This is a genomic window from Proteus sp. G4415, assembly GCF_963896075.1.
Classification (GTDB): domain Bacteria; phylum Pseudomonadota; class Gammaproteobacteria; order Enterobacterales; family Enterobacteriaceae; genus Proteus; species Proteus mirabilis.
Map to the genome: position 1 here is coordinate 1 of NZ_CAWQOK010000047.1, position 21,652 is coordinate 21,652.

A 21,652-nucleotide genomic window follows, 5' to 3' on the forward strand; every position below is an offset into this window, starting at 1 on the left:
CAAGCAGCTCTGGCGAGGTGGTCAGGTACTGGCAATACCCCCTGCCTACACCAGTCAGAAGTGTGCTTGCTGTGGACATACAGCAAAGGAAAACCGCCAGTCACAAAGTCAATTCGAGTGCCTTGAATGTGGATATACAGCGAATGCTGATATCAACGGGGCACGTAACATTTTAGCGGCAGGACATGCCGTGCTTGCCTGTGGAGGGAGGGGGCAGTCAGACCGCCCGTCGAAGCAGGAACCCGCCGAGGTGATTCAGACATCAGTCTGAACGCAGTAGGGATCCACGTCCTTTAGGGCGTGGAGGATGTCAATGCGTCTGAACACGGTTTCAGTGATCATTTTCTAGTATAAAATTGCATTTCACTTGTTACATTTACCGACAGATGACTGTTACCTTTATCATAAATTTGCTATTATCCTCCTAATTAGAATCAACTAACCCTTTGTCTCTATTATGAAAAACTGGCACCTTCTGTATTGTAAACGCGGACAAATCGCTCGGGCGATCGAACACTTAGAACGTCAGCAGGTGATCTGCTTTACGCCGATGGTGACAATAGAAAAGTTAATAAGAAATAAAAGAACTTTGGTCACCGAGCCTTTGTTCCCGAATTATCTATTTATTCAATTTGATCCAGAGGTCATTCATACCACTACGATAAATTCTACCCGTGGTGTTAATGCCTTTGTGCGCTTTGGACGCTATCCTGTCACAGTGCCACAAGAGGTTATAGATACCTTACAATCGCCGACACCGTCTTCAGTTATCTACAGTGAAGAAAATGTGCCGCATAGTGGTGATTATGTATTAATTACGGAAGGTGTTTTTCAGGGGATCAAAGCGATATACCAAGAGCCAGACGGCGAAACTCGCTCTATTTTGCTATTAAAAATATTAAATAATGAAGTGAAAAAATCCGTTGATAATAAAGAGTTTAAAAAAGAGCCTTTCTAAAAAGTTAACCCAGCCTTAGCTGGGTTAATAAATTATGTTTTTAGAAAACTCACTTCCTAAAATTATTTCTGCTGTTCTGTTGCTTGCGCCTCAGCCTCTTCAGCTTCTTCTTCTGGTGTTTTTCTTCTGCCATTATTGACATAAAAACGGGACACCAAGACACCAATCTCAAACAATAAATACATCGGTATTGCTAATAATGTTTGAGAAAAAACATCAGGTGGCGTTAATACCATGCCAATAACAAAAGCACCCACTAAGATATAAGGACGTTTTTTCTTTAATGCATCAGGTGTTGTGACACCACTCCAACACAGCAAGATGATCGCAATAGGAACTTCAAATGCGGCCCCAAACGCCATAAACAGCGTCATTACGAAACTTAAATACTTACTGATATCTGGAATAAAGTTAACCCCTTCAGGGGTAGTATTCACAAAGAAACCAAATGCAAGTGGAAACACAACAAAATACGCAAACGCCATACCGAGATAAAATAATACGGTACTTGAAACCAGTAACGGTAACATTAAGCGGCGTTCATGTTTATACAGTGCTGGTGCGATAAAAGCCCATACCTGATAAAGGATCACAGGAACAGAAGCAAAAACGGATACCATAATAGTCAATTTAATCGGTGTCAAAAAAGTTGAGGCAACATCAGTCGCACTCATATTTGACCCCTGTGGCAACTTATCAAGTAAAGGTGCCGAGATTAATTGATAGATATCGTTAGAAAAATAAACCAAAGCCAGAAAAACCACTAGAACTGAAACTAAGCTGTACATTAGACGCTTACGCAGTTCTATTAAATGGCTGATCAGCGGTTGGGTATCATTTACTGCCATGTTTTAGTGCTCACCATTTGCCTGATCAGTTGTTTTCTTCTCTACTGTTACTGTTTTGGTAACAGGAACATCTGGCTTAATAACATGTTCTGTATTTTCAGTTACCGTTTTGGAACTGTGTTGAACATCGTCATTCACTTCATTCGCTTCAGCCAGTGCCGCTAAATCAGAAGGCGTAGGTTCCGTAGAGTCGGTTTTTACAGACTGCTCTGTCTCTGTAGATCCTGGCGTTGTAGGTGCTTGATAAGTTTCTTTTAAAGACTGTGCAGCCTCTTTTAACTCATCCATCGACGCTTTTAGCTCAGGGGATAATGTTTGCAAATTCGCTTTCTCTTCCACTTTCTTCAGGCTCTCTTGAAGCTCTTGAAGTTTTAGTTCTTGAGTTAGCTCATTTTGCACATTCGCCGCCAAAGAGCGTAATGCCCTTACCCAGCCAGCAATTGTTTTTACTGCTACGGGCAATCGTTCTGGCCCCAGAAAAACAAGACCTATCACCATGACCAATAGCAGCTGACTAAAACCAATGTCAAACACGGTTTACACCTGCTCTTTATTTTTGCTCTCAGTGGTTGACTTCTCTTCTGTCGAAGTCTTCTGCGCTAAATTTTTAGTATCAAAATCTGCGTCGTTCGTGGTTTTTTCTGCGTTGTTGGTCTCTTTTTGGTTTTCGTCACCCATCGCTTTTTTAAAGCCTTTGACTGAAGCACCCAAATCTGAGCCTAAAGTGCGCAGTTTATTAGTACCAAATAATAAGACTACGATGACAGCGATGATGAGTAATTGCCAAATGCTAATACCGCCCATTTTATGTTCCTCAACTATTTTAGGAGTTATACTTTACAACAGTGCCCATTATATACATCGAATTCAATTTTCGGGAATCTCGAATTCATATTATAAATTGTTCAAAGACAAACTTTGATGTGTTTTTATTGTGCATTACCTGATTTAAACCAGCCCCAAATCCATGCGAGAAGGCCTAAACTGATAAAAACACTAAATAATGTTTTAAAACCAGAAACAAAAAACAGGCTACCGCATAAAAATAGCGTTGTTCCCATACCCAATAAAAAATAGGACTGTCTTTGTTTGACTCTCTGTGAACTTATTTGTTCCGTCAATTTTTCTAGCGTTAACTTCATATTTTTGTGTTGTTTCAGGCTATCATAAACCAATTCAGGCAATTCAGGCATCTTTTCAATCCAGTAAGGCGCCTTACTTTTGATACCATTTACCAACGCAGTAATACCAATTTGACTATGTAGCCAATCTTCTAAGAAAGGTTTTGCCGTTTTCCAAAGATCAAGCTGTGGATAAAGCTGACGACCTAAGCCTTCAACATACAACAAAGTTTTTTGCAGTAAAACCAATTGCGGTTGTACTTCCATATTAAAACGACGAGCCGTATTAAAAAGATTCAGTAGCACATGCCCAAAAGAAATTTCTGACAAGGGTTTTTCAAAGATTGGCTCACACACTGTGCGAATAGCAAACTCAAAATCTTCTACATTGGTATCAGCAGGTACCCAACCAGAATCAACGTGTAACTCAGCCACACGACGATAGTCACGATTAAAGAATGCTAAGAAGTTTTCCGCTAAATAACGTTTATCTTCTTTATTCAGTGAGCCGACAATACCACAGTCAATACCAATATAGTATGGATTTTCCGGATGATCATAACTGATAAATACATTACCCGGATGCATATCTGCATGGAAAAAACTGTCTCTAAATACTTGAGTAAAAAAGACTTTAACCCCACGCTCTGCCAATAGCTTCATATTGGTATTTTGGGCATTTAACGCATCAATATCTGAAACAGGAATACCATAAATACGCTCCATCACCATTACATTTTCATGGCAATAATCCGAATACACTTCCGGAATATAAAGCATAGAGCTATTTTCAAAGTTACGACGCAATTGAATGGCATTTGCCGCTTCACGTAATAGGTTTAGCTCATCAAGTAATGTTTTTTCATATTCGCGGATCACTTCTTTAGGCCGTAACCGACGCCCATCGGGTAAAAATGGCAATAAATTCGCTAACCGATACATCAAACGAATATCCGCTTTAATAACAGGCTGAATATCAGGACGGATCACCTTTAATACCACTTCTTTACCATTTTCTTTCAATGTAGCGGTATGGACTTGTGCAATAGACGCAGAAGCAAGAGGTGTTTCGTCAAAATCATCAAACCATTTATCGATAGGGCCACCAAATGATTTTTCAATATATTGTCGCGCTTTTTTACCATCAAAAGGGGCTACTTTATCTTGCAGTAACGCCAACTGATCAGCGATATGAGGAGGAAAAAGATCACGTCGAGTCGATAACATTTGACCCAGTTTTATCCAAACAGGCCCTAATGTTTGTAATGCAAGTCGTAAGCGCTCACCTAATGGTTTATCGGCATGCTGATTTTTGATCCAAAATAGTGCTCGGCACCCCAATCTTGCTGGCAAGGTAATTCGATGTTTAGGAATTAGCTCATCAAGCCCATAAGATAAGAAGACTTTAATAATATGATAAAGGCGCTTTAACTCACTGAGGAGCATTATTTTTTCTCCAAGGTGCTTAACCGTTTTTCTAACTCGGCTGTTTGCTGTGCCAGTTGTTCTATTTCATCATAAAAATGGACAGTCTCTAATGTTGAGGGGGCGGTTTTCCACTCTTCAATCAAAGCGTCTCTTAAATAAGCTTTTTGTCGGCCAAATAGTGTAGTGAATAATTTGAGCCCTTTACTTGCTGCAAGCGATAATCCTTCTGCAGCCAAATCACCAATATAAGGCGCTAAATATTGCGCAGGCTCCCAGGGTGCCATATCCAGCAAGGCAGACCAGTTTTGTACCACCTGCATATCGCCTTCAATGGTAATATCACCACGATTAATTAATTCAGACAACTTTTGTCGGTCAGTGAGTTTAATTAAGGTTAATAATTTAGTTTTTATCGTGCAATCAGTCTCATCATTCCATTGAGTTAACACATCAACTTGCTGTTCGCTGAAAATTAAATAGATAGATTGAGGAAACTCATTAATAGAAAGCGCCAAGACTTTGCCCGCAAGGCGATTGCGGGCAGGTTTAAGCACATTTTCCTGATATAAAACATGATTAAGTGCCGTTTCCATCGATGCAGTTATCAGTGGATAGAGCACTTGAGAAGCAATATCATGAGAAAAAGTGGCTTTTTCCATCTTAGAATTTAAACCCTTTGTGTAATGCAACTATACCTCCAGTCATATTGGTATAGGAAACCTGATCAAACCCAGCTTCTTCCATCATTCCTTTTAATGTTTCTTGGTCTGGGTGCATGCGAATAGATTCTGTTAAATAGCGATAGCTATCTGCATCATTCACAATCACTTGACCAATTCTTGGTAATATATGGAAAGAGTAAGCATCATAAATCTTACTTAGCGGATCAAGAACGGGTTTAGAGAATTCAAGGACTAATAGACGTCCACCGGGTTTTAGCACACGGAACATAGAACGTAACGCTTTGGCTTTATCAGTCACATTACGTAAACCGAACGAGATAGTGATACAGTCAAAGTAATCATCAGGGAATGGCAGCTCTTCTGCATTCGCTTGTACATAACTGACATTACCAACAATACCGTGATCACGCAGTTTCTCACGTCCCATTTTTAACATGGAGTCATTGATATCAGCTAAAACCACTTCACCATTCTCTCCTACTAAACGAGAGAATTTTGCCGTTAAATCGCCGGTTCCACCTGCCAAGTCAAGTACACGTTGATTACGTCTTACACCACTTGCCTCAATGGTATAGCGTTTCCAGACACGATGGATGCCAAAAGACATTAAGTCATTCATTAAATCGTATTTAGATGCAACAGAGTGAAAAACCTTGGCCACCATGGTTTGTTTTTCATCTTTGTCAACGGTTTGGAAACCAAAATCTGTTGTTTCCTTAGATTGTTGAGTCATATTATTTGCCCGCTAATTAATCAAAATTTAGTAAATTCAGTACATTTCTTGCCCGGAAACCGCTATTTTTATTTATGTAAATCAATCAGAAGCTGATTTTTCAACCAGATCATTATCAATGGTCTTTTTTATCTCAACCCCTAAGGATTTAAAGCCTTCTGCTTGGCTGATAAGGTTTCCACGACCTTCAGAGAGTTTTTTCATCGCTAATAGATAGCCCGATTGCGCTTTTTGAATGCTATTACCTAGCCCTTGCATATCATCAACGAAAAGTCTTAATTTGTCATACATTTTAGCCGCTCTATCAGCAATTTCTTGCGCATTTTGGCTTTGGTATTCATAACGCCACAATGCGGCTATTGTACGCAAAGCAACAAGTAAAGTAGATGGCCCAACCAACATTATATTATTTTTCAATGCTTCTTCTAATAAATCTGGAGAATGACCAATAGCAACGAGGTAAGCAGGCTCTATCGGTATAAACATTAAAACGTAGTCTAACGAAGTCACTCCCGGTAGCTTATGATAATCTTTGAGACTTAAGCCTTTAATGTGCGCTCTGATAGAGTTCACATGAGCATGCAGCGCTTGTTTTTGTTCATTCTCATCACTGCTATTAAAGTATCTTTCATAAGCAATCAGCGACATTTTAGCATCAATAATCACATCTCGACGATGCGGTAAATGCACAATCACATCGGGTTGATAACGACTGCCATTTTCATGGCGAATACTGACTTGAGTTTCAAACTCGTGCCCTTCGCGTAAACCAGATGACTCTAAGATCCGCGCTAATACCGTTTCTCCCCAGTTGCCTTGGATTTTATTATCCCCTTTTAAGGCATTAGTCAGATTAACGGCTTCTTGCGCCATTTTGACATTGAGTTGTTGCAGTTGGCGAATTTCATGTACCAGTGTATGCCTTTCTCGCGCTTCTTGTCCAAAACCTTCTTGTACCTGCCGACGAAAACTCTCTAGTTGCTCTCGAAATGGAGAAAGGAGATGGGTTAAACCTTGACGATTAAGCTCTTGCGCTTTACGTCCACTTTGCTCAAAAATGCGGTTAGCCAGATTTTCAAACTGAGTGGCTAGTCGTTGTTCACTATTAAGCAGTAAACGCTGTTTCTCTTCAGCGGATATTCGGCTCTCTTCCCAACGCGTGGTCACTTCCCTTAATTCGGCCTCTTGAGAAGTAATTATTTCACGTTGTGCACGTAACTCTTGCTCTAAATGCGCTATCTGTTGTTGTAAAGAAGGGATCACCAATGCTTTTTGTTGTGCAACCGCAAGCTGAGTATAATTTTCACGTAATAGGTTTTCTTTTTCGGCTAAGCGTTGTTGGATAAGCCACCAAACGGCGATCCCCCCCACCAATACACCGCCTAATAAACCAATGATCCCGTATAACAACTGAATATCCACTCAAGTAACCTTTTTATTTTCTAGCGGGCTACGTTAAAACGCATCAGTAACATTGTCTAGCAACAATTTACATCATACGCTGATTTGCGATAAAGGACGCAATTATCCTATCCATTTCGCCAGCCATTGCAGGCCAAACGCCCCTGGAGCCAGAATACCAAATGCCCAGATCATCGCAGAAGCCAAATTCGCCAACTGAAAATAGCGTTGTGGCATAGCACAAATACCCGCAACTAAAGGCACTATTGCCCGAAAAGGCCCAAAAAATCGCCCAATAAATACCCCCCAAACACCCCAGCGATTAAAAAATTGATGCCCTCTTACCAAGGTCTGCGGTGAGCGAGAAATCGGCCATAAGTTTCTTACCCCTTCTTTATAGTGATAACCCACCCAATAGGAGATCCAATCACCAAAAAAAGCGCCTAGGGCGGCAGCAAGCCAAATTGGCCAAAAGAGTAGACCACTTTCACCTATTAATGCTCCTAGGCCTAATAGGATTACAGTGGCAGGTATTAATAACGAGATAAAGGCAAGTGACTCACCAAATGCCAGTAAGAACACGATAGGCACAGCCCATATTTCGTGCTCTTTTACAAACAGAGTGATGGTATGGATAATGTCTTGTACTGTCACAATAGAGACCTTAAATTCGGTTAATTTCAGTAAAAAAGCACAACATCTTTAACCGAATATAAATCACTTCACTATTCGAGAAAATAGTTTTGTAAGCTTTCTCTACTTTGCGCATCCAAGCCAATATCTTTTTCAAGCCAAGTATCGATATTGCCATAGTGTTGATTAATACTGGCAAGGGCTGTTTGCAGGAACTCTTCTTGTACTGAATAAACATACGCAAATTTATTCACCACATTTTCACTCAGTGTTTTAGCATGCTCTTCTAAAAGATAAGCGCGGAAAGGCGCTAATGTTTCATTGGTGAGTAAGTAATCTTCCATCACCACATCTAATGAGGCCCCTAAGGCAAATAGAACTAAAGCAGAGCCCACCCCCGTTCTATCTTTACCTACTGCACAATGTTGTATGACACCGCCTTTTTCTGGTTGCTTCAACAACGTTGCCAACTGTTTATAAGCCGGATTATTAATAGGTAGTAATTTATATAGCTGAAACATAAATGCTTTAGCATCAAACTGTTCCAGTATTTCTGGGGTGAGTTTTTCAAGGTTAGCTGACACTTCTTTCGATAATGGATTAGCTGGAGCATGGTAATATTGTGCCCCTTCCCATACTCGATCCGGCTTATCAACAATTTCACCTGTGTCACGATAGTCTAAGATTTGAAAAAGATTTTTATCAATAAGAAGCGCTTGATCGGTATCCGTTAATCTATCCAGTGAACCGGAGCGAAAGAGTAAGCCGGGTTTGATAATACCGCCATTACTGAGCTTTTTTCCCCCTAGATCACGAAAGTTAATCCCACCTGTTAAAGGCAACACCGAAGGATGTGTTTGTAAGATATCAGTCATAATGCCTCTTCTCATTGTTGTATTGTTAAGACCATCAAGACCTTAACAGAAATCTATGACGGTTGACATATTAACATGATGAATTACCGCACAAAAAAAGCCTTTAATACACCAATGTATTAAAGGCTTTAGTATTTCATTTAGAAAACTTATTTCATTAAAGTGCGAGCAGCTTCAATCACGATACCTAATGCATTATTTTCAGTTTTCTTCAGTAATTCAGCATCGGGGATCTCTTGTTGGGTACGGTTAACAATAACGCCTGCAACCATACCTGCACGTAAGCCTTGGCTTGCACACATGGTTAATAATGTAGCGGATTCCATTTCATAGTTCATCACACCCATTTCTTGCCACTCTTTCATAGAGCCTTTAAAACGACGAACGACTCGACCAGTATAGGTGTCGTAACGCTCTTGGCCTGGGTAGAAGGTATCAGAAGAGGCTGTAACACCAACGTGAACCGTTGAACCATTGTCTTTAGCCGCTTTATACAGTGCATTCATACATTCAAAGTCAGACACTGCAGGGAATTCCATTGGTGCAAAGTGCAAACTTGCGCCATCTAAACGAACCGCTGCTGTGGTTACTAAGATGTCACCAACATTGATGTGCTCTTGAATAGCGCCCGTTGTACCAATACGTAAGAAAGTACGAATACCTAATTGTGCTAATTCTTCCACTGCAATTGAGGTTGATGGACCACCGATCCCTGTAGAACAAACGATCACTGCTTTTCCATCAATTTCACCACGCCATGAGGTGTACTCACGTAAAGAGGCCAGATGAACTGGGTTATCCATTAATTTGGCAATTTTTTCAACACGCTTAGGATCACCTGGAACAATTGCTAAAGTGGCACCCTGTAGGTCATTTTTGGTTAAACCTAAGTGAAATACATCAGACATATCGGACTCCTCAATGGGACAAAACCAATGTTCATTAAATTAAGTGTTACTTTATCAGTTTTTTAGACCTTTTTAGTGATTGACGTCACCTGTCAGGTAATAAAAAAAGTAACAATTTCATAAAAACGTGATAGTTATCACAAATAACAGTGTCGAATAGCGACGCTATGGCGGCATTATCAATATCGCTTTGGCGTAATAAAATCCTGCATTCTATTCTTGCTTAGTCGGATAAATATCACTTGAGTATAGATGAAGATACTAACTTCACGTACACTACTCGCCTTTAAAATTAACATCTCAATATAACGTAATAATGCGTTGATAGTTATTGGAGCAAGCATGAGCTTATTTAACCAAATCGCAAGCCTGTTGGGCGGTGAGAAAATTAATCAATTCAAAACAGTACTCGAATGGGTAGAAACCCAAGGGGGAATTGAAGGCTTGGTTAAACAGTTTAATAGCGCAGGATTAAGTGAACTGATCCAATCTTGGATTAGCACAGGCAGTAATTTACCTATTAATGCCGAGCAAATCGTACAAGTTTTTTCATCGCCAGTGATTAATGAATTGGCGGCAAAGATCAATATGAATACCGCTGAAGCCTCTGATATGGCAGCACAATATTTGCCAAAATTGGTTGATAAACTCACGCCAGAAGGTGTTATCCCCAAAGAGTTAGATTTAATGAGCGCCGGTATGGATATACTTAAAGCAAAAATCTTTGGTGGCTAATAAATTGAATGATGGCTATGGCGCTATTGTTTCTTAACCAATCAAGCGCAATAGCCATCTTGCTTTCTATAATCAATCGCTCTCATCACTGCATTAAAGCGTAATTAGAGAATACCTTCCTCAATTAATGCCTCATGAAAACGTTGTTTTTCTTCTTCTGTTGCTTGAATTCGAGCTAAAGGAACATCTAAGACATAAGGAATATTTTGTTGTGGCTCGTACACCGCCAAAACATAAGTTTTGCCTTCCATTTCTAATGTAATAGGTGGCGTTTTCTTATTACCTGAATAAGTAATTGAAGTCTCTTTTCCGGCAACATTGGTTTTATAAGTAGCAATAAATTGTTTATTACTCACAACGACCTTAGCGGGGATAGCCGTTAATTTTAAAGGTTTGGTGCCTACTGAAAGCAATGCTTTTTTGACTTTATTGCTGATCATTTGACGATAAATGAAAAAGATCACGCAAAAAGCAAATAATGCAGTAAAAACTAATGCACTAATTAAGCGTAACCAAATATTATCAATTGCCACATCGACGGTCATTTTAGTCAGATCGTTTTCATCTGCTACTGGCTCAACCAATATATCTTTATTGCCAAAATCAAGAAAAGTAAAATTTCGTGAAACCTCGTTACCTTTATAACGTAAGTCAACACTACAATTGGTTAAAACAAATAGTTTTGAACGGCAAGAGCCATCAACATCGGCATCAATAAATACGGGGTTTTTACTAATTTGATAATCATAAACAATATTAGGAATTTGATAAGCACTAAATACTGTCATCCCTAACATTGCAATCACTAAAAATAAGGTACGGAATAAACCGCCATCCCCTTTTAATGGAGATAATGTTAAGGCTCGAGTAGGAAATGCATTTAATATTTTTTCTGACAGGTGAATACCATTTTGCACAATATCTATATCCATAAAATTAAGTTTTGTGCAGTATAGCAATATTAAAAAATATCAATAATAAGATTATCTCTTATTTTTATTTACCTATTAATAAACATTTTTGATTAATAAGAAAAAAATAGCCTATTATATTGATAACATCAAAATAACAGGCTACTAAAATATATTATTTAAATATTATTATACGTTCTGGCGTAAATATTTAGCCGCTTCAACCATATTTGCCAATGCTGCACGGGTTTCACTCCACCCCCGCGTTTTTAAACCGCAATCTGGATTTACCCATAAACGTTCCGCAGGGATACGCGATTGCGCTTTTCTTAACAATCCAACAATCCATTCTACATTCGGTACATTAGGCGAATGAATATCGTATACCCCAGGACCAATTTCATTTGGATAATCAAAATGTTCAAAGGCTTCTAATAACTCCATATCTGAGCGTGATGTTTCAATGGTGATCACATCCGCATCCAATGCAGCAATCGCCTCCATAATGTCATTAAACTCGCAATAACACATATGTGTATGAATTTGTGTCTCATCATCAGCGATAGCTGCACTGAGCTTAAAGGCATCAACAGCCCAATCTAGGTATGCTTGCCACTCATCACGACGTAACGGTAACCCTTCGCGTAATGCAGGCTCATCTATCTGAATAATACCGATACCGGCTTTTTGTAAATCATCCACCTCATCACGTAACGCTAACGCAATTTGTTTAGCGATAGTTTCACGGCTGACATCCTCACGCGGGAAAGACCAACATAAAATAGTCACCGGCCCAGTTAACATACCCTTAACTGGCTTATCGGTTAATGATTGAGCATAAGTTGCCCAATCTACCGTAATCGGTGCAGGACGGCTAATATCACCAATGATCACCGGCGGTTTTACGCAGCGGGAGCCGTAGCTTTGTACCCAGCCATTTTGAGTAAAGACATAACCTTCAAAATGCTCGCCAAAATATTCAACCATGTCATTACGCTCAGCTTCACCATGAACCAACACATCAAGCCCTAAGCGCTCTTGTTCATCTATGGCTTGCTTAATATGCTCGCTAATATTAGTGCGATAAGCAGTGGTATCAATACGCCCTTTTTTAAAGTCTAAACGTACTGTGCGGATCTCGGTAGTTTGTGGGAATGAACCTATGGTTGTCGTTGGCCACAGAGGGAGATTAAACCGAGCGCGTTGCACTTTAGCTCGTTGTTGATAAGGCGATGTTCTTTCACTGTCTTGTGCATTAATCGCCTGCAAGCGTGCGGCCACTTTTGCATTATGTACACGACTAGAGTGTTCACGTTGACGAATGGGGGCACTGTATTGGGCAAGTTGTTCGTCATATTCACCTTCTGGTGCATTTAATGCTTTTGCGAGTAACGCCACTTCTGCACATTTTTGCACCGCAAAGGCAAACCAGCTTTTCACTTCATCATCAAGCTTAGTCTCCGCACTTAAATCAATTGGACTATGCAACAAAGAGCATGATGTGCCAATCCATAATGGACGCTTACCTTTTAATGCAACTACTTGTTGATAACGGGTAGTTAGATCCGCTTTCCAGACGTTGCGACCATTAATGACCCCTAACGATAACACCCAGTCTTTAGGCAATGCTTGGTGTAGGGTTTGCAATGCGTCCTGTCCTGCACATAGATCAATATGTAGTCCATTTACCGGTAAGTTTTTAATAATATCAAGATGATGAGTAATACCATCAAAATAGGTAGTCAATAATAGTTTAACCTGTCCAGTCAATGCTTGATAAGCAACTTGATAAGCATTTTGCCACTCAATGGGTAAATCAAGTACCAGTGCAGGCTCATCAATTTGTACCCATTCGATACCTTTTTGCTGTAACTGACTCAACACTTGCTGATAAACAGGTAAAATAGCGTCTAACAGTGACAATCTATCAAACTCAGGTCCTTTAACTTTTCCTAACCATAAGTAGGTGATCGGCCCCAAAAGTACCGGTTTCACATTATGGCCTAATGCTAAAGCCTCATCGACTTCATCCAGTAGCTGTTGCCACGCCAGTGTAAATGATTGTCCTTGCTGAAATTCTGGCACGATATAGTGATAGTTAGTATTAAACCATTTTGTCATTTCTGAGGCGGCCGCAGGTTTACCCGTTGGTGCTCTACCTCTCGCCACTCGAAATAGAGTATCAAGATCTAGGCGACCATCTTCATTACGATGGCGTGGCGGTATATTGCCTAATAGGAGACTAGTACCCAAGACTTGGTCGTACCAAGCAAAATCGCCAACGGGTAATAATTCGACTCCTGCATTAGCTTGCTGTTGCCAATGACGAGCGCGTAATTCTTTACCAACTGCCAGAAGTTCTGCCTGAGAAATATTACCAGCCCAATAGCTCTCTTGTGCCTTTTTTAGCTCTCTATTTAAGCCAATACGTGGGAAACCTAATGTGTGATTGCGAATTGTCATAATAAAAAATCCTGTTTTTAGCCGTCTAGATGTTTACACATCCATAATCTACAGGTAGTGTATAAACCACAAGCGCAAATTTTTCATTCACAACCTGAAGGTTTCTCATGATAGAAATAAAACACTTAAAAACGATATTGGCACTTAAGAAAACAGGCTCTCTTGCCAATGCGGCAAATCAGTTACATCAAACACAATCCGCGCTCTCTCACCAGTTTAGTGAATTAGAGCATCGTCTTGGTTATCGTATTTTTGTCCGTAAAAGCCAACCACTACGATTTACACCACAAGGCGAAGTGTTATTAAGATTAGCGCAAGAAGTCCTACCCATTGTGCGCCGAGCGATAGAAGAGTGTAATGAGCCGGGTAATGCTCATTTAAATATTGCTATTGAATGCCATAGCTGTATTCAATGGTTAACACCCGCATTACAGCAATATCGCCAAACATGGCCGGATGTGAATGTCGACTTCCATTCAGGTGTCACTTTTGATCCACAACCGGCTTTATTACAACGAGAATTAGATGTCGTACTCACTTCTGATATCTTGGATAACCAACGCCTGCACTATACCGCGTTGTTTGATTATGAAGTTAAGCTTGTGTTATCTCCGGATCACCCGCTGGCTAATCGCTTACATATTCAACCACAAGATTTGATCTCAGAAACACTGTTTATCTATCCCGTCCAAAGAGAGCGTTTTGATATTTGGCGTCATTTTTTACAGCCCGCAGGGATCACACCACATTTTAAACATGTAGATAACACCTTACTTCTTATTCAAATGGTGGCAGCTGGAATGGGTATAGCGGCACTGCCGCACTGGGCCGTAGAGAATTTTGAAAAACAAGGATTAGTGGTCACAAAGACCTTAGGAGAAGGATTATGGAGCCGGTTATATGCAGCTAACCGTACAGGTGAGCAACATCAACCGGCAATACGAGAGTTTATACGCTTAGCAGGTCAACATGCCGTTAATCATCTGCCTTTTGTAAAACAGGTTGGTGTATCCAACGCCGATGGAACCAAAGTGATGCAACAATCAGGCTCGCGCCTATGATGAAACTTGGCCAATTAGGATGCTGTTGCCAAATAGAGAAGTTCACTAATAATCCCGCTGGAACCATCATATTATTCATAATCGCAAGGGTTCCAGCATCTACCTGTGTCGCCCCATAGTTCCACATAAAATAGCCTATTCCAGAAGCGCCAATACCTAACCAAAGCAATACCCCCCACTGTAACGATGTGGTTGGCATTTTTTGCCAATCGGCAAAACATAACGAGCCGACTAACACAACCACCACCGCCCCGATATAAAACCAAGAGAATGCGTGATGTTGAGGAAGTGGATGCATTTCCATTAATCGTTTATAGCCTACCTGTCCTATGGCGAAGAAAATATTGGCTAACTGAACCAATAATAATCCCAGCCAGAAGTCATCACTAAGATGATCATAACGAATAATGGCCGCCCCTAATACCGCCAGTAGTGCGCTAAAGGCATAGCCCCAACGTAAACGTTGTCTTTCAAGTAGATCATAAATTAAGGTGACATAAAGTGGTGTTAATACAGTAAAGAGTAAAAACTCAGCTACGGTTAAATAGTTATAAGCGTGGAACACAAACAGGTACATAATACCCAATTGGCATGCGCCTACTCCCATATACAATAAAATCACTTTAAGGCGAATGCCTTTCCAACGTAGGAAAGGCAAAAAGACGATGGCAGCTAACACCACTCTAATCAATACTGAGATCCAACTATCAACCTGACCTGCGAGATATTCACCAATCAGACTAAAAGAAGCCGCCCATAACAACGTTGTAATAACCAGTAGCCACATAATTAACTGTCTTTCTCAACTAACAGCGCTTCCATTAAATCTAATTCATGAAGCAAAAGTTGTAGTGTTTCGTTACTAATTTTACGCGTTGCACGTAAGTGATAAAGCTCACCACGCTCTGCACGCAATGCCGTTAGGCGAAAACGTCTTTCCAGATCTTCCACCAACATATTGTGCATCATCTCGTCCTGATCCGCGGTACGTCGTCTTAAATAACCGGCAACTCGAGAAGCTACTTCATTAATTTCTTCCGCATCAAGTTGCTCTTCTGTACTTGCAGCTAAACGCTCTTCCATCTTATTGAGGCTAACAATAGCGACTTCTGCCATGACTTTCTTGGCATAACGTACTTCATTTTTATCCGCTTCTTTATCGGTAGCTTTAATCCCTTTTAGTAAGAAAGGTAATGAAATAATACCGACCAAAATGGATAACAGGATCACCCCTGCCGCAATAAAGATTATCTGGTAGCGCCCAGGGAAAGTACTGCCATCAGTTAAAAATAGCGGTATAGAGAGCGCACCGGCTAAGGTGATAGCACCACGAACCCCGGCAAAAGAAGATAGCCATAATTCTCTCGTCGTATAAGTGGCGAAATCAAGGGGATGTTTTTTCATAAAGAGATGGCTGATTTTCTTCATTAGCCATAACCATGTAAAACGTAAAATCAGTAACGCAAAATAGATAACAAAGACGGCGGCAAACAGCATCCATACTTCAACTTCAGGATCGAGATCAGCTTGAATAACCGAGCTTGTCCAAATAACAGGAAGCTGTAAACCCAGCATAATAAAGACCAGTCCGTTAAAGACAAACTCTAACATTGACCAGACACTATCTGCACGCAAGCGCATCGCCAATGGTGCATTGCGGATCACACCTGATTTACTGATAGTCATACCTGCGGCCACGGCAGCAAGGATCCCAGAAAAACCAATATGTTCAGCAATCAAATAAGAAGCAAAAGGCAACAGCAACATAAAGACAATTTGAGTGGCAGGATCATCACCACTCCAACGGCTCATCAATCGCAGTGATTTACTATAGACTAACGTTACCGCAATACCCGCTAATAAACCGCCTATTGCCACTTTAAAAAACTCAAAGGTTGCGCCACCCACGGTAAATATCATCGTGCCCATAGCCACAGCAACGGCAAATTTTAGCGCCACCAGACCCGAAGCATCATTCATTAAGGCTTCGCCTTCTAAAACCCCCATGATCCGCTTCGGTATTCGCCCCTTACCGACAATCGAGGATAATGCCACCGCATCAGTTGGCGAGAGAACCGCGGCGAGCGCGAACGCAGAAATAAGTGGAATACTAGGCATTATCCAGTAAATAAGGTAACCAATACCTACTACTGTCACCATTACCAAAACCAGCACAAGGATAAAGATCTCTCGACCATTTTGGATAAATTCACGTGTGGGGGTTTTCCATCCATCAACAAAAAGTAAAGGAGGGATCAGTAAAACTAAGAAGAGTTCAGGATCAAAGGTGACATGTAAACCAAACTGAGGCCAAGCCAAAAGTGCCCCGATCACAATCTGGATTAATGGTAATGGAATGCGAAAAGGAATAACTTTGGTAATGACACCTGAAACAGAAACTACCAATATTAAAATTAAAATAGTAAAGAAAATTTCCATGCTACCCTTACATGCTTATTTTTATCTAAGAATCTGCCATCTTTCCTGATATGAAAAGAACCCTTGCTGAATGATAAAGAAACGCATCATAAAAGTTTATCTACCATGCCTATCTTTACCTTTCCTATTTTAAACTGAACCCACATCGACTAATGAAGAATGATATAAAATTAAGATTAATCGTATCTTACAAAAAAGCTAACATATTAATGCATAGTGTTATCTATTAACGGCATCAGAAAGAGAAAAAGTATGCTGTTATTGCTGTTTTCTGTTCTAGTCATACTCTTAAGAGGATCAAAAAGTAAAATAGGCTCTATCATTGAAAAATGAAAACAGCGTCAAGCCCCCACAGAGTTATTCGATATTTTTTAGCTGAGCCATCATCACAACATCACAATATTTACCTTCTCTGAAGGCTGCATTACGACGAATGCCTTCCACTTCAAAACCTAATTTTTTATACAAATGAAGTCCTCTTTCATTATCAGCATAAACTTCTAGCTCGATACGTGTTGCAGCCAACCAATTAAAAGCATAATCAATTGCCGTATTAATGAGTGCTTTACCTATACCTTTTCCTGAAAACTCAGCACCAACACCAATACCAAAGCTGACGATATGCCGACGACGAGGATGATTGTCGATGATCAACGCCAAATGACCTGCGATTTGACCGTCAAAAGAAGCAACAAAATGTGGAATATTTTGTTCAGAAAATTCAATTAGCCTTTTTTTCCACATAGTGACTGATGGATAAGGGAACTGACAAGTACAAATATATAAGTCTGGATGTGTATACAATTGCTGTATTGCTATAGCATCTTCAGGCTCACCATGTCGTATTTCTATCTGATGCATTTATTTTACCAAAAAATTAACAATGAGTCTTAACCTCGACAATAGCGAATAAAACTAGATAAATAAATAGCAAAAAAGCGGAATAAAAATATATTCCGCTTTTTATGTTTAAACCTGATGATTTTAATTAAATTGCCCAGTGTCCGGCATAAAATGCCACTAAAGCAATAGCAATTAGAACTGTACCAATATTAAGTTTACGCCACTCACCGGCAAAAATACGGCCAATCACTAAACAGCCAAAACCCAACATAATGCCTGTAACAATATTACACGTTAATACGATAAATACCGCGCACACCATACCTGACATCGCATCGACAAAATCACTAAAATCTAACTTAGTGACATTACCTAACATCAATAAACCCACATACATTAATGCAGGGGCTGTCGCATAGGGGGGAACTAAATAAGATAGCGGTGATAAAAAGAGGATCAATAAAAAGAGAATACCGACCACAGTTGCAGTGAGCCCTGTTTTACCACCAGCTGCAGTGCCCGCTGCGGACTCAACATATACTGCTGCAGGTGCTGCACCAATTGCCCCAGCAAATATACTGCTCACGGAATCAGAAGTTAACGCTTTACCACCATTGATAATTTGTCCTCGTTTATCAAGTAAATTAGCTTGTCCCGCCACTGCGCGAATGGTTCCTGTCGCATCAAAAATAGCCGTCATCACTAAAGCTAATACACTAGGTAAAACAAGTGGTTGTAATGCGCCTTTAATATCCATGGCAAATAATAGTGCAAGGCCCTCTTCGCCTAATTGTGGCATTTTAAAGAACCCTTGGTATTTCACGTTAGGATCAAAAATCAATCCAATAATCGAAATCGCAATAATGACTAATAACACACCACCGGGAACTTTACGTTTTTCTAGACCAAAAATAGCAGCAAGACCGGCCAATGACATTAATACTGAAAAAGAAGTAAATTCTCCCATCGCAACAGGTAATCCGGCTAATGGATTTTTCACCACCAACCCAACACTATTGGCTGCGATCAAAAGTAAAAATAGCCCGATACCAATACCGGCGCCATGAGCGATACCAATCGGAATATTTTTTAAGATCCACGTTCTGATCCCTGTTAAAGAAAATAGGGTAAATAGGCACCCCATCAAAAACACTGCCCCCAAAGCAACAGGTACAGAGATATGTTGACCAAGTACCAAACTAAAGGCGGTAAATGCCGTTAATGAAATGGCACAACCAATCGCCATAGGTAGATTTGCCCACAATCCCATTAACAGAGAACCAAATCCTGCCACTAAACAGGTTGCGATAAATACCGCCGTGTGGGGGAACCCCGCTTGTCCTAGCATACTGGGTACGACAATAACGGAATAGACCATCGCCAAAAAGGTTGTTAAACCGGCGATCATCTCTTTACGAACCGTAGTACCTCGGGCGGTAAGCTTAAAATAATTATCCAGTTTACCTGTGGTTGCTGATTGATTAGCAGACATTACATTCCTCTGACATAAAAAAACCGTTCACCCTCCCCAACGAAAACGATTACGTCTAAAATTATTATCACCTCCAATGGTAAAAAAACCATCAGAGGAGTGAAAAAGCAAACGTTTGTTTATTAATGTGGATAGAGTGAGAGAATTTGACGCAAACGATTATCTGGTGCTTTTAGGGTAAGAATCAAGAAAAAAAATACTTTTTTAGCAAAAATGTCATAAAAAGACATTCTAGTGTTCGCAGAAAAAAGAAAAGAGGAGAATAGTGATATATTTCTCCTCTGGTTAAACTGTTTTAGCAACGCAATCACCCTAAAAGGTGAAGCGTACTTATAATCAACTGTTTTTATTAATATCATTGATGTTTATATTAATAATGCTTGGTTTGATACTATAAATATTAATTAAATATTTCTTATGTTTTTATCATTTTTGAACTTACTGTTTTAACAGCATCTTCCCTTGTTTGGCGATAATATTGACTCAGTATTCATCACACTCTGCTTGAAAAACACACACCTCCTTGTGATAAAACTAGATGAAAATAGTGCCATTTAGCAAATCTTTCTTATTTCATTTTATTATTTCTGGATTATTCTTAATAAATCACCAATAAAAACCTTTGAATAGTATGTATTACATTGATTATTAAAATAAAGATAATAAAAGAAAAAATAATTGAATGGGTGATAAAACAGCAGGAAATTATTGTCTAATTTAATGAAAATAGCGCCCTCTTTTACCTACAATAAGGTAAAAAAGAGCATGCAATTATGATGTATGACGATTTAGAGTGTCGACATGCAAGTTAAAGCGATCCATCGTCGAAACTAAAAATAATCCCGTCATAACCACCAATAAAAAAGGTAACGCAGATGGAGAGATTTCAGACATAGCACCGGCTAAAATGGGACCAGAAAGATTACCAATGCCCCATAACATCGCCGCTGAAGCATTTGCTATCATCAGATCATTTCCTGAAAAGTATTGCCCAATTTGTACCAATGCAATGGTATAAATGGCTCCCGCCGTTGCACCAAGCACTAATAATAGTGGCCAAATAACTAAAGTATGTGGCATAGCAATGGGCAATAATAAGCTTGCTAATAATGTAATGACTCCACAAATTCGGTATAGCCGTGTTCTATTCATATGATCAGCAAGCCAACCAAATGGCATTTGCATTATGGCATCTCCCGCCAAAATAGCACTGATCATCATGGCGGCAATCGCTTCACTATGACCAACACTTAGCCCATAAATAGGGAACATAGACAACACTGTGCCATCAAAAAATGCAAAAAAGATAATGCCACCACATATCGCAGGCGCCACTTTAATAAAACGAAGAATAGAAAAGTGCGACTCTTCTGAGTCTTTAGCTAATTTATCGCCCACTTTCTGATCCATCATTAAAAATAGCACGATAGAGATAATATGAAGCAGTACGCTAATTAAGATCGGTGTTTTATCAGCAACGCCATATAACGCAATAATTGAAGGGCCTAGCAACTGGCTGATAGTAAACACGGTCGTATAAATCGCTAAAATACGACCTCGCTTATTATCCGGTACAAGTTCATTGATCCATGTCTCCCCCAAACAGATCATCACACCACTGGCAATCCCGGTGATTAGTCGTAATGGGAACAGGAATTCTAATGGCAAACTCCCCATTAAAGGCAATAGACTAATGGCTGATATAATCGTTGCTAATAACATCGCTAAACGTTTACCAAGCCATTGCACAATATAGCGTGCAAAGGGTGAGATGATTAACATTCCCATTGCAGGTGCGGCTGAAATCAGACCAATAATAGATTCACTGATCCCCGCCAAGTTTAGCCGTAAAGCCACCATCGGAATAGTTAATCCAATAACAATCCCTATCACCGCAATACTGACTGTAATAGTAGTAATAGCAAAAAGCTCGGACTGACGATAATTTTGTTGCAACATATTATTTTGTTTCTACACGCTGTAGAAACCTCATCATAGTGAATATTGAATGAATGGAAAATATTGCCTTATTATAGGGGATAAGAAATAGATAAACATGCTTTAAAATATCGCCTGATACGCGCACCCTGTTCACAAAATATTGTCTAAATAGTCTGTGC

At 39.9% G+C, this 21,652-nt stretch carries 21 protein-coding genes; 4 read left to right on the forward strand and 17 right to left on the reverse strand.

The window, feature by feature from the left end; genetic code table 11:
* Together AACU95_RS04580 and rfaH are read left to right on the forward strand one after the other, a co-directional pair.
* On the forward strand, nt 1-271 hold a 271-nt coding region (locus AACU95_RS04580), incomplete at its 5' end, for a zinc ribbon domain-containing protein (RefSeq protein ID WP_161737187.1).
* A gap of 186 nt (nt 272-457) precedes the next feature.
* Nucleotides 458-958: a transcription/translation regulatory transformer protein RfaH gene (gene rfaH / locus AACU95_RS04585; RefSeq protein ID WP_004246114.1), complete on the forward strand. Its 501-nt coding sequence runs from the start codon at nt 458-460 to the stop codon at nt 956-958.
* Nucleotides 959-1,020: 62 nt separating this feature from the next.
* Here the strand turns inward: rfaH and tatC are convergent, their stop codons facing one another.
* From tatC to udp, 10 genes are all read right to left on the reverse strand, one after another.
* Nucleotides 1,021-1,806 carry a Sec-independent protein translocase subunit TatC gene (gene tatC / locus AACU95_RS04590; RefSeq protein WP_004246116.1) on the reverse strand — a complete coding sequence of 262 codons (786 nt, stop codon included), beginning with the start codon at nt 1,804-1,806 and terminating at the stop codon, nt 1,021-1,023.
* A gap of 3 nt (nt 1,807-1,809) precedes the next feature.
* Entirely contained in the window at nt 1,810-2,340 is a 531-nt protein-coding gene (gene tatB / locus AACU95_RS04595) for a Sec-independent protein translocase protein TatB (RefSeq protein ID WP_012368788.1), read from the reverse strand.
* 3 nt (nt 2,341-2,343) lie between these two features.
* Nucleotides 2,344-2,610, reverse strand: a complete 267-nt coding sequence (gene tatA / locus AACU95_RS04600) for a Sec-independent protein translocase subunit TatA (protein WP_004246118.1) — start codon at nt 2,608-2,610, stop codon at nt 2,344-2,346.
* Between the two features lie 125 nt (nt 2,611-2,735).
* Nucleotides 2,736-4,373 carry a ubiquinone biosynthesis regulatory protein kinase UbiB gene (gene ubiB, locus AACU95_RS04605; RefSeq protein ID WP_004246119.1) on the reverse strand — a complete coding sequence of 546 codons (1,638 nt, stop codon included), beginning with the start codon at nt 4,371-4,373 and terminating at the stop codon, nt 2,736-2,738.
* Nucleotides 4,373-5,014: a ubiquinone biosynthesis accessory factor UbiJ gene (locus AACU95_RS04610; protein ID WP_004246120.1), complete on the reverse strand. Its 642-nt coding sequence runs from the start codon at nt 5,012-5,014 to the stop codon at nt 4,373-4,375. Before AACU95_RS04610 ends, ubiB begins: the two co-directional genes overlap by 1 nt.
* A 1-nt stretch (nt 5,015) precedes the next feature.
* A complete protein-coding gene (ubiE, locus tag AACU95_RS04615) occupies nt 5,016-5,771 on the reverse strand; it encodes a bifunctional demethylmenaquinone methyltransferase/2-methoxy-6-polyprenyl-1,4-benzoquinol methylase UbiE (RefSeq protein WP_004246121.1) in 756 nt (251 codons plus the stop codon).
* An 81-nt stretch (nt 5,772-5,852) separates the two neighbouring features.
* The gene (rmuC, locus tag AACU95_RS04620; RefSeq protein WP_004246122.1) at nt 5,853-7,193 is read right to left on the reverse strand and encodes a DNA recombination protein RmuC; all 1,341 of its coding nucleotides are present in this window, start codon (nt 7,191-7,193) and stop codon (nt 5,853-5,855) included.
* 102 nt (nt 7,194-7,295) lie between these two features.
* Nucleotides 7,296-7,826, reverse strand: coding sequence for a DedA family protein (locus AACU95_RS04625; RefSeq protein ID WP_004246124.1), 531 nt, complete (start codon nt 7,824-7,826; stop codon nt 7,296-7,298).
* 71 nt (nt 7,827-7,897) lie between these two features.
* Nucleotides 7,898-8,680, reverse strand: a complete 783-nt coding sequence (locus AACU95_RS04630; protein WP_004249528.1) for a tyrosine-protein phosphatase — start codon at nt 8,678-8,680, stop codon at nt 7,898-7,900.
* A gap of 149 nt (nt 8,681-8,829) precedes the next feature.
* Nucleotides 8,830-9,588 carry a uridine phosphorylase gene (udp, locus tag AACU95_RS04635; protein WP_004246127.1) on the reverse strand — a complete coding sequence of 253 codons (759 nt, stop codon included), beginning with the start codon at nt 9,586-9,588 and terminating at the stop codon, nt 8,830-8,832.
* Between the two features lie 342 nt (nt 9,589-9,930).
* On the opposite strand from udp, the gene AACU95_RS04640 reads away from it, so the two are divergent.
* Nucleotides 9,931-10,323, forward strand: coding sequence for a YidB family protein (locus AACU95_RS04640; protein ID WP_004249529.1), 393 nt, complete (start codon nt 9,931-9,933; stop codon nt 10,321-10,323).
* Nucleotides 10,324-10,427: 104 nt separating this feature from the next.
* Here AACU95_RS04640 and AACU95_RS04645 read toward each other — a convergent pair whose 3' ends face one another.
* Together AACU95_RS04645 and metE are read right to left on the reverse strand one after the other, a co-directional pair.
* The gene (locus AACU95_RS04645) at nt 10,428-11,255 is read right to left on the reverse strand and encodes a hypothetical protein (protein WP_004246130.1); all 828 of its coding nucleotides are present in this window, start codon (nt 11,253-11,255) and stop codon (nt 10,428-10,430) included.
* A gap of 168 nt (nt 11,256-11,423) precedes the next feature.
* Complete coding sequence (gene metE / locus AACU95_RS04650; protein WP_074561898.1) at nt 11,424-13,697, reverse strand: 5-methyltetrahydropteroyltriglutamate--homocysteine S-methyltransferase; 2,274 nt, start codon at nt 13,695-13,697, stop codon at nt 11,424-11,426.
* A 107-nt stretch (nt 13,698-13,804) separates the two neighbouring features.
* Here metE and metR point away from each other — a divergent pair, with 107 nt between their 5' ends.
* Nucleotides 13,805-14,758, forward strand: a complete 954-nt coding sequence (gene metR, locus AACU95_RS04655; RefSeq protein ID WP_161737188.1) for an HTH-type transcriptional regulator MetR — start codon at nt 13,805-13,807, stop codon at nt 14,756-14,758.
* Here the strand turns inward: metR and AACU95_RS04660 are convergent.
* The 5 genes from AACU95_RS04660 to AACU95_RS04680 form a co-directional block, all read right to left on the reverse strand.
* A complete protein-coding gene (locus tag AACU95_RS04660; RefSeq protein WP_004246133.1) occupies nt 14,673-15,545 on the reverse strand; it encodes a carboxylate/amino acid/amine transporter in 873 nt (290 codons plus the stop codon). The two genes, metR and AACU95_RS04660, sit on opposite strands and share 86 nt — an antisense overlap.
* Before the next feature lie 2 nt (nt 15,546-15,547).
* A complete protein-coding gene (locus AACU95_RS04665) occupies nt 15,548-17,197 on the reverse strand; it encodes a Na+/H+ antiporter (protein WP_004246134.1) in 1,650 nt (549 codons plus the stop codon).
* A 357-nt stretch (nt 17,198-17,554) separates the two neighbouring features.
* Nucleotides 17,555-18,058, reverse strand: coding sequence for a GNAT family N-acetyltransferase (locus AACU95_RS04670; RefSeq protein WP_004246135.1), 504 nt, complete (start codon nt 18,056-18,058; stop codon nt 17,555-17,557).
* A gap of 127 nt (nt 18,059-18,185) precedes the next feature.
* Nucleotides 18,186-19,532 (reverse strand): NCS2 family permease, encoded by a 1,347-nt coding sequence (locus AACU95_RS04675; RefSeq protein WP_004246136.1) that lies wholly within the window; start codon nt 19,530-19,532, stop codon nt 18,186-18,188.
* A 771-nt stretch (nt 19,533-20,303) separates the two neighbouring features.
* Nucleotides 20,304-21,491 (reverse strand): MFS transporter, encoded by a 1,188-nt coding sequence (locus AACU95_RS04680; protein WP_004246137.1) that lies wholly within the window; start codon nt 21,489-21,491, stop codon nt 20,304-20,306.
* Between the last annotated feature and the right edge of the window lie 161 nt (nt 21,492-21,652).

Coding starts and splice junctions, on each gene's coding strand:
- rfaH (WP_004246114.1), top strand. CDS start 458: ATGAAAAACTGGCACCTTCTGTATTGTAAACGCGGACAAATCGCTCGG.
- tatC (WP_004246116.1), bottom strand. CDS start 1,806: ATGGCAGTAAATGATACCCAACCGCTGATCAGCCATTTAATAGAACTG.
- tatA (WP_004246118.1), bottom strand. CDS start 2,610: ATGGGCGGTATTAGCATTTGGCAATTACTCATCATCGCTGTCATCGTA.
- ubiB (WP_004246119.1), bottom strand. CDS start 4,373: ATGCTCCTCAGTGAGTTAAAGCGCCTTTATCATATTATTAAAGTCTTC.
- AACU95_RS04610 (WP_004246120.1), bottom strand. CDS start 5,014: ATGGAAAAAGCCACTTTTTCTCATGATATTGCTTCTCAAGTGCTCTAT.
- ubiE (WP_004246121.1), bottom strand. CDS start 5,771: ATGACTCAACAATCTAAGGAAACAACAGATTTTGGTTTCCAAACCGTT.
- AACU95_RS04630 (WP_004249528.1), bottom strand. CDS start 8,680: ATGACTGATATCTTACAAACACATCCTTCGGTGTTGCCTTTAACAGGT.
- udp (WP_004246127.1), bottom strand. CDS start 9,588: ATGTCTGATGTATTTCACTTAGGTTTAACCAAAAATGACCTACAGGGT.
- AACU95_RS04640 (WP_004249529.1), top strand. CDS start 9,931: ATGAGCTTATTTAACCAAATCGCAAGCCTGTTGGGCGGTGAGAAAATT.
- AACU95_RS04645 (WP_004246130.1), bottom strand. CDS start 11,255: ATGGATATAGATATTGTGCAAAATGGTATTCACCTGTCAGAAAAAATA.
- metE (WP_074561898.1), bottom strand. CDS start 13,697: ATGACAATTCGCAATCACACATTAGGTTTCCCACGTATTGGCTTAAAT.
- metR (WP_161737188.1), top strand. CDS start 13,805: ATGATAGAAATAAAACACTTAAAAACGATATTGGCACTTAAGAAAACA.
- AACU95_RS04660 (WP_004246133.1), bottom strand. CDS start 15,545: ATGTGGCTACTGGTTATTACAACGTTGTTATGGGCGGCTTCTTTTAGT.
- AACU95_RS04665 (WP_004246134.1), bottom strand. CDS start 17,197: ATGGAAATTTTCTTTACTATTTTAATTTTAATATTGGTAGTTTCTGTT.
- AACU95_RS04670 (WP_004246135.1), bottom strand. CDS start 18,058: ATGCATCAGATAGAAATACGACATGGTGAGCCTGAAGATGCTATAGCA.
- AACU95_RS04675 (WP_004246136.1), bottom strand. CDS start 19,532: ATGTCTGCTAATCAATCAGCAACCACAGGTAAACTGGATAATTATTTT.
- AACU95_RS04680 (WP_004246137.1), bottom strand. CDS start 21,491: ATGTTGCAACAAAATTATCGTCAGTCCGAGCTTTTTGCTATTACTACT.